The organism is Kushneria aurantia DSM 21353, assembly GCF_000382245.1.
GTDB classification, from domain to species: Bacteria; Pseudomonadota; Gammaproteobacteria; order Pseudomonadales; family Halomonadaceae; genus Kushneria; species Kushneria aurantia.
The window spans coordinates 1-7,239 of sequence record NZ_KB907909.1; the positions used below are offsets into that span (position 1 = coordinate 1).

Here is a 7,239-nt window from a genome sequence, read left to right on the forward strand (position 1 = left end):
GATGAAGGTTAAAAAGGAGGGATTACAATGGCATACAAGCAGGAACGGCTTAACGGCTTTCCTATCGATCATTCGGTGGTGGCCGTGGAAGATACGCCTGAGATGAAAAAGATTGCCCAGCAGATTGCCAGGCTACAAGCTGAATATGACCAGCTGCGTGAAAAAGAACAACGCCGTCAGTGGCAACGTTATCTGCAGGTAGTGCGTAGTAATGCCATAAACAACCTTGCTCGTTGAATTATGGGCCTGTTGTGAGGAGGCCCATCACTTGCTGATGCGTTCTCATCCATTCGGCTGTAGCTGTTGAACGATAGGCAATCAGCCTAGAAATACGCTCAAAGTCCTCAGCCAGGTTTCGGTTGAAGATCGGCTCATGGTGCGCAATTCGGTTCCGGAGCGTTCTGATGGCTTCCAAGTCGTCATAGAGCTCTTGCCGTAGTTCTCGAACGCTTTTTGCTGCATTCAGCTCTGGTAGCACTTGGGTTAGGTGGGCATTCCAAACACGATGGTCATGCCGACGGGTGAACATCCGCTGCCAGAAAGCGAATTTGAGCTCTGGTATGACTTTGCCCGTCGTATGTGCTCCTCGACGGGCATTGAACAGGTCCTGGCGAGGATTGTAACCGACAGGTGGTGAGGGGAGACTCTGTTCGAAGCCAGAAGACCATGGCCAGCTTGCCCCATATTTGGCCTCGAGGGCGTCTGAGATAGCGTTGCGCACGACGACCTCACAGAGGTGGAGCGGTGCCATGAACGCGCCAGAGAGCTGAGCGTTCCAAACGTACAGGTTGAGAGCGGATGGGTCGTCATCGCCCCGAGGGGGAGCTGCTCTCTCGTAGGTGCTCATGCGGGCTGGCGACAGGGCTGCCCGTATGGCTTGGATCTGGTCTCTTGTTGACGACACCGTCATTAAGCCTTATATTCCTAGTTACTAGCCTCGAGCCTTGTTGGCGGAAGCCTCCCCTCGAGGACAGACGATAGTTCGAAATACGAAAAGCCCCGCCTTGTGCGGGGCTTTTTGTTCCTACCCCGTGGGTGACTTCGCGTCTAGCGCACCACTATGATGCCCCGTTACTTGCCGTGAACTCAATACATCACGTTCGGTAACCCCTTCTTTTGGCTCCAGTAACGGCCATAGCAGCAAGCGACTCAGGTCTGGGGACTGGTTCAGAAGCGCAGCCAACGGGAGCCCCATAGCGCTAGTAGCCATCCAAGCCCGCAGTGGATCACCGCTTGGACCGCATGCTTCCAAACGGCCAGCTTCAAATTTCCAACGTACTGTCATGGTTCTTCTCCGAGTAGCAAGGGGATCGCCACTCGGGAGAGTACTGTCACGACAAGGCGATATGCCTCATCTGCACCGCCATGATTGGACAAAAGGATTCATTTTGTCCAATCTTTACCAGGCCACCCCCTCAACCATGCGGGTTAGCGCCCTGCCCTGCCCGTCCAACATTGGACAAAACGATGAGCGACCGCCGGCACCTCTCACAAAGCGAAGTCGAACGCCTGCTGAAAGCCACCAAGGGGGCGCGGCACGAGAGCCGCGACCGCTGCCTTCTGCTGCTGATGTTTCGCCATGGGCTGCGAGTGTCGGAGCTCTGTGGGCTGCGTTTGTCCCAGGTCGACCTTGAGGAGCGTGTCTTGCATGTGGCCAGGCTGAAACGTGGGCTGTCGACCACGCACCCGCTGCGCGGTGACGAGATCCGGACGTTGCGCCGGTGGCTGGCCGTGCGAGCTCGGATGAAAGCTGACAGCGATGCGGTTTTTCTTTCTGAGCGGCGAACGCCACTCAATCGACGTACCGTGTGGCACTTGGTACGGCGCTACGGTGAGTGCGCAGGCCTCTCCCTGCCCGCCCACCCCCACATGCTGCGTCATGCCTGCGGCTATGAGCTGGCCAACCAGGGCGCGGACACGCGGCTGATCCAGGATTATCTGGGCCATCGCAACATCCAGCACACTGTTCAGTACACGGCGGCCAACCCCGCGCGATTCGAAAAGCTGTGGAAGTGATGCCGCTACAGTGCTTTTTAGGCACTAACTTGGTACCAAGTTAGTGCCCTTTTGGTTCCTTTTTAGTGCCTTTTATACACCTTTCTAGTGTCATCTATGTTGCCCGCCGTTCTGGCTGGAAAAGTTAGCGGAGAAATAGTCGATCATCTCGGCTGCCTGTGCTCCCTGCCTGAACTGCTTTTGCTCCTCTAAATCGAGCGATGGCACCAAGTGGATGAACTGATGATCGGCATACTGCGACAGCACCGCTTCTGGATCCATCGCGGCCGCACGTAGCCCTGTCAGGGTATTCGCCGCCTCGATGGCAGCTCCGACCATCACGTCAGCCAGCTGCACCGCCGGGCTGCTCTTCGAGTCGACCTGGGTCACCGATGTGAGCTTGAGTGGGAACTTGATGCGTGCGATTTCTGACTGGCGGAACTCAATGTCTTGGGTGTGATTGATGTAGCGCTGCAGAAGGTCATGATAGGTGAGCAGATTCTTGGACTGATCGTGCTCGACGCGATAAGGGCCTGGGGCCATCTCTTCCATGCGGCAAATTAGTGACTGTAGAACCACAAATGCTGCATCGGTGCTGACACCGGGCGTTGCGATCGCATCCAGGCATTCAGGTGCAGCATATTGCGCTATTGGTCCCAGTGCCTCCGGAAGTGCTTCCCACTGTGTCCTTCGCGCTGCGTTGACGAGGTTGCCGAGGGCTTCTGGGGTCTTTTCTTTGATGGCCCGCTGAAAGGAAGTCAGCAGGTCCTCAAAGGCCGCTGTTCCCAACATGGTAGGGCCTACATGGTATAGCAGCGACGCCAAAGCGTAGTTCTGCCCGTTCTCATAGAAGTCCATCCCCCGCTCGTAGTAGAACGGCTCGACTGCGTAGTCCAGGAACATCAGCAGCAGCACGAAGCGCTTGTCGCAGACGTAGGTCACGCACTTGTAGTTGGCCAGGATATCGCGCTGCAGGGCTAGCAATCGGGAGTGATTCCGTGGTCTTCGCGCAAGTGCTCGGTACTTCAGCTCTGAGGCCTGCAGCTTTGGGAAATGCTCCTGGATCAGGCGAGCTGCGTCTTCATCACTGATCGCGATCGCTGTCGCTCCCTGAAAGCGCTGCTCGGCGTTCAGAAGGTCGAATCCCGTATAGCCGCTTTCATCGATTCGGAAGCACTCCATGAGGGCCTCCTAGGAATGATGTAATGTTATATAAAGGTGCCGATTTGACACCAAAGTAGTGCCTTTTAGGCACTGATTTGGTACCAATATGGTGCCATTGGTTGCCTATCTGGAGTCTTCAGCTTCTGCGGCCATTTGCAGGATGGCCCAACGGATAGCATTCAGCTTGGTGCGCCCTGTTGCTTTGGCTAGCGCTTCAAGCTGCCGGTATTCGTACTCATTGAAAGGTACCCGGATCGCCTTGAAGTCACGCTTAGCATCTGGATCCAGGGAGGGAGCTGCCTCTTTCTCTTGAGAAGCGGGAGGGGAGGATCCACCATCGACGCCGGCGGCGAACGCCTCGATTTGCTCCGGGGTCGGCTGCTGATGAGTCCTTGGGGCTCGACGCTTAACCATCAAAACAGCTCCTTCAGCAGCGATATGATTTCCTGAGATGCTTTCTCATTGCCCATTTCGACAACTCCCATGCCTTCACTCATCGCGTCGCGGAAAACTTTGCGATCACGCACGATGGTTGAGAGCAGTTGAATTTCTGGGTAGTCCTGCAGGTACTCGCGGGCTTCGTCGGTTTCGTGAACAACCGGATTGGTTGGTGCCATCGTAATGAGACCCTTCACTGCAAGATCGGGGTTCAGGTCTTTAGCTTGCGTGATGATTTCTTGGAGGTTTGGGAGTGTGTCCAGGTCGGGCTGAGAAGGTCGGAAAGGCACTAGCAGTATGTGAGCAGCAGTCATCCCGGTGCGGAGCTCACGGCTATCTCGGCCGGCAGCATCTACGATTACGTGTTCATAGCGCTGATCGAGGTCCAGCAACGTGTCCCGTATGTTTTCGTACTTCTGAATGCAGTGAACCACTGATAGTGCTTCATTGGCAGACCTGTCCATTGCCCAGTTGGCGCTAGTGCACTGGCGGTCTGCATCAACCAGTACCACGTCGTGTCCCGCTTTGGACAACTGTGCGCATATATTGACGGCAGTGGTCGACTTCCCACAGCCGCCTTTTTGGCTCCCAATTAGTACTATCATGGTACTACCTCGATGCCGATTTGGTACCACAAAGATACCAAATCCGCGCAAGGCGTCAAGCCGCAATGCACCACAGACAAAATCCCCTTGCGCATGGGAGTGCGTTTTGTTGTACGGTGTGCTGTAATGATTGACGTGACTAGCAAAGGGAGAGGGGCGTGGAGGTTCGGATGCTTCGACAGATGTTCGAGTCTGGAGCGCTTACGGGCGTTACCGTTGCCCCGGCTCCGATGTCGGACGGCGAGTGGGTTCTCATCTTTAAAGACGTATCGGGGCGTGAGCGCCGCGTAACGAAGTCTCGCACCGATATCGAAAAAACGTACAAGCGTTTGAACGGCGCAGTCCTAGAGGCTCGCTCGATTGGGTTCAAGACGATGACGCTGGAGTACCCATGAGATAAGAAAAAGCCCGGCTTGGCAGCCGGGCTTTTGAAGACGGTGAATGCTGTTCTCTGAGTTGGTCGCTCGACACAGCATTCAAGAAGCTCCAAGCGTTGGCGCGCTTGGATAGGGATACCACCGCTTTGGCAAGCGGCAGGCCCACACACCGCTCAGGCAAGCGGAGGAGGCCTCTTGCGTCAAAATATACGCAAGGACCTGCATGAAAGCAAATTTCGCACGTGCGAACACGTGCGAAGTTATCGCAGGTCGGCTGCCGCTGCCGAGCTTGAGGTGAAGGAGTCACGGAGTGGCGGCGAGGCCTTACGTACATAGAGTCAACACGGGAGGAAATTTCTGCGGGCATCAGCCCGAGAATCCCCGTATTGCGCTCTCTGAGCCCGTCCAGCAAGGGCATGGCGGGATTCCTGGCGTCCTCCTCGAAGCGATGAAACGCTGTGTGGACTACTACACCAGCCCCTGGAAGATCCCCAGCCTCAACCTCGCCAACGGTTCCTCTCGACAGCAGCGCAGCGAGCGCCGCGAGGCGTGTTTATCGACGCTGTGGGCGATCCTGAAGTACACGGATCTGGTGACGCTGAAAGTTGGTGTGCCTACGCCAGAAGGCGGGTTCGTGAACCTCACGGTCAAGTATCTCGCTCGCTGGACCGGTCTGAAGCAGCGGCGCGTCGAGCGTGCTCTGGCCGATCTGCAGCGGGCCGGACTGGTGGGGGTTCATCCCCGCTGTGAGAAACGTCCGGATGGCAGCTATAAGGGGCACGCAGCGATCAAGGCCGTGAACAAGCTGTTCTTCGCAATCTTCGGCCTGCAATTCCGGCTTGGCTACGAACGGAAACGAGCGGCGAATCGCCTGAAGAAGAAGCAGCGAGAACATGCCAAGGCGTCCGGAACCCGGACGTCCGCAGCACGCCGTAACCTGACTGCCAGGGCTGCCCTGGACAGAGCCGGATCCACGATCCAGCAGTTGGGGATGGGCCATACGCAGAAGCGTCGGCAGGATGACGAGCACTCGCGGGCCCTGGACGAGGAGCAGCAACGACAGCTCCAGGAGCTGATGTATCAGTTCAAGCTGGCCCACTCCGACTGGACAGCGGATCAATGCCGAGAGGCGGCAGAGAACGCCATAGACGCTCGATGGCGATAGCCCTACCTCACCTACCGACGCCGCCGCTGGCAGCCCGCTAGCGACTTTCTTGTGTCCAGACGCTGCAGATCCACCGGGAAGCGATGGTTCAGGCCCGGAAAAGCGGGTATTCAGCGTGTCTCGAGAGCGATTCTCCGGCCAGAATGGCCACCATTTCCCTGCTGACAGGTGTGATGCTCAAAGGCATCAAGTTTAAGTGTCGGTGGACGAAACATTTAAGTGTCGGCCCTTAACCACTTGGTTTCTCTCTCCACCTCCCTGCTCGCTCCGCGAGCGGTCTACCGCGCACAGCGCGGTCTCTATTATGCCTCGACAAGTCGAGAAGGTGGGGGCTGTCGAGCCGCTTCGCGGCTGGCCCCCACCAGACGGCGACACTTGGCCGCTAAAGTGCCAAGCGCCAGTGGGCCGCTCCCCATTCTCAAGCGGGAACGGTTGCGCCTTCGGCGCGGTTTAGCCAGGGCAGGGGGCGGGTTCGGTTCCGGTGCCGCCCTCGCCCTGGTTGCCGTCCGATCGCTCGGCGGCTTCGACCTGGTGACCGCTCGCGTTGCTCGCTGCATCCCGCTGACGCGGGATAAACGTGAAAGCGTCCCGACAATCGGCGCGGCACCCAACAAGGTGCGGCCCGAGATCGACCCGCCAACGAGCGAAGCGAGGCGGACAGCCCAACGCTTGCAATCGCCGCATCCCTATGATTTTTATACCGTTATAGCTCAGTGGGTCACGATCGAACGTCAAAAAAACAGGGGGTGGGTATGCACGCGGGACACTACGCCAGGGAAGTCGGGGGCGACGAGCTGCGCCGGGCACTGAACGCGCCGGGACTGGACGGCCTGCCGCAGCATCGGTTCACGCGCTTGGTGCTGGATCGCTGGGCGCTCGAGGAGCCTAACAGGGTGCGCCTGTTGTGTGCAGATCTGGTCAGGCTGGAATGGCTGCTCGATGCTGCACAGGACCAGGGCGACCAGGAACGCGAGCTGCTGACCAGCATCGAGGCCCAGCACCGGCGTGAAGCCGGGGAACTGGATACCGACCTGTTGGCCGCGTCCGGCCTGCCGCTGGGGATGCCGGACAGCCTGCCGTTTCGGCACATGGACAGGGAGGCCGCGTAATGGGCAAGGCCACGAAGCACGATATCGAAGAGTTCCACTACGCCCGCTTCAAGCAGGCTCTGCAGGAGTTCAACGTGGTGCCGGAAAGCACCGGGGAGGCCCGTGTGGTGTGCGCGAAATTGCGCAAAGCGGCCCGCGCCAAGTTCTACGGCATGGGCGTCGCGGCGGTGCTGACGGGGATTTTAACGCTGATGATGATCGTGGGGTTCATGATCCTGCCCCTGGGCATCGTCTGCCTGTTTCAGGGACGCCGCGAGGTGCGCCGCATCCGGCGCTATGAGGAACGCTATATCCGGGAACGCTTCACGGCTATCGGTTGAAAGCCTGGCTCCAGGAGACCCTAGAACAAGGTGCTTGCTTGAACCCGCTACGGCGGGTTTTTTGTG

Annotated in this window: 8 protein-coding genes; 5 read left to right on the forward strand and 3 right to left on the reverse strand. The window is 58.0% G+C overall.

What is annotated here, in order from left to right:
* Positions 1 to 27: 27 nt before the first annotated feature.
* On the forward strand, positions 28 to 237 hold the full coding sequence (locus H146_RS0117710; RefSeq protein ID WP_019953213.1) for a restriction endonuclease subunit S domain-containing protein: 210 nt from the start codon (positions 28 to 30) through the stop codon (positions 235 to 237).
* Between the two features lie 1,230 nt (positions 238 to 1,467).
* Positions 1,468 to 2,016: a tyrosine-type DNA invertase gene (locus H146_RS0117720; RefSeq protein ID WP_019953215.1), complete on the forward strand. Its 549-nt coding sequence runs from the start codon at positions 1,468 to 1,470 to the stop codon at positions 2,014 to 2,016.
* Between the two features lie 90 nt (positions 2,017 to 2,106).
* Here H146_RS0117720 and H146_RS0117725 read toward each other — a convergent pair whose 3' ends face one another.
* The 3 genes from H146_RS0117725 to H146_RS0117735 all read right to left on the reverse strand — a co-directional run bounded on the left by H146_RS0117725 (position 2,107) and on the right by H146_RS0117735 (position 4,202).
* Positions 2,107 to 3,177, reverse strand: a complete 1,071-nt coding sequence (locus H146_RS0117725; protein WP_019953216.1) for a DUF3800 domain-containing protein — start codon at positions 3,175 to 3,177, stop codon at positions 2,107 to 2,109.
* Positions 3,178 to 3,282: 105 nt separating this feature from the next.
* Complete coding sequence (locus tag H146_RS0117730) at positions 3,283 to 3,573, reverse strand: pseudouridine synthase family protein (RefSeq protein WP_019953217.1); 291 nt, start codon at positions 3,571 to 3,573, stop codon at positions 3,283 to 3,285.
* The gene (locus tag H146_RS0117735; RefSeq protein WP_019953218.1) at positions 3,573 to 4,202 is read right to left on the reverse strand and encodes an AAA family ATPase; all 630 of its coding nucleotides are present in this window, start codon (positions 4,200 to 4,202) and stop codon (positions 3,573 to 3,575) included. The genes H146_RS0117730 and H146_RS0117735 overlap by 1 nt, the downstream gene beginning before the upstream one ends.
* An 837-nt stretch (positions 4,203 to 5,039) precedes the next feature.
* Here H146_RS0117735 and H146_RS19870 point away from each other — a divergent pair.
* The 3 genes from H146_RS19870 (at position 5,040) to H146_RS0117755 (ending at position 7,173) form a co-directional block, all read left to right on the forward strand.
* On the forward strand, positions 5,040 to 5,744 hold the full coding sequence (locus H146_RS19870) for a hypothetical protein (RefSeq protein ID WP_156826896.1): 705 nt from the start codon (positions 5,040 to 5,042) through the stop codon (positions 5,742 to 5,744).
* A 752-nt stretch (positions 5,745 to 6,496) separates the two neighbouring features.
* A complete protein-coding gene (locus H146_RS0117750; RefSeq protein ID WP_019953221.1) occupies positions 6,497 to 6,853 on the forward strand; it encodes a hypothetical protein in 357 nt (118 codons plus the stop codon).
* Positions 6,853 to 7,173 carry a hypothetical protein gene (locus H146_RS0117755; RefSeq protein ID WP_019953222.1) on the forward strand — a complete coding sequence of 107 codons (321 nt, stop codon included), beginning with the start codon at positions 6,853 to 6,855 and terminating at the stop codon, positions 7,171 to 7,173. The genes H146_RS0117750 and H146_RS0117755 overlap by 1 nt, the downstream gene beginning before the upstream one ends.
* Positions 7,174 to 7,239 lie beyond the last annotated feature (66 nt).

What these genes read in the sequence shown, in the direction of transcription:
- H146_RS0117710 (WP_019953213.1), top strand. Translation starts at nt 28, where the DNA reads ATGGCATACAAGCAGGAACGGCTTAACGGCTTTCCTATCGATCATTCG.
- H146_RS0117720 (WP_019953215.1), top strand. Translation starts at nt 1,468, where the DNA reads ATGAGCGACCGCCGGCACCTCTCACAAAGCGAAGTCGAACGCCTGCTG.
- H146_RS0117725 (WP_019953216.1), bottom strand. Translation starts at nt 3,177, where the DNA reads ATGGAGTGCTTCCGAATCGATGAAAGCGGCTATACGGGATTCGACCTT.
- H146_RS0117730 (WP_019953217.1), bottom strand. Translation starts at nt 3,573, where the DNA reads ATGGTTAAGCGTCGAGCCCCAAGGACTCATCAGCAGCCGACCCCGGAG.
- H146_RS0117735 (WP_019953218.1), bottom strand. Translation starts at nt 4,202, where the DNA reads ATGATAGTACTAATTGGGAGCCAAAAAGGCGGCTGTGGGAAGTCGACC.
- H146_RS0117750 (WP_019953221.1), top strand. Translation starts at nt 6,497, where the DNA reads ATGCACGCGGGACACTACGCCAGGGAAGTCGGGGGCGACGAGCTGCGC.
- H146_RS0117755 (WP_019953222.1), top strand. Translation starts at nt 6,853, where the DNA reads ATGGGCAAGGCCACGAAGCACGATATCGAAGAGTTCCACTACGCCCGC.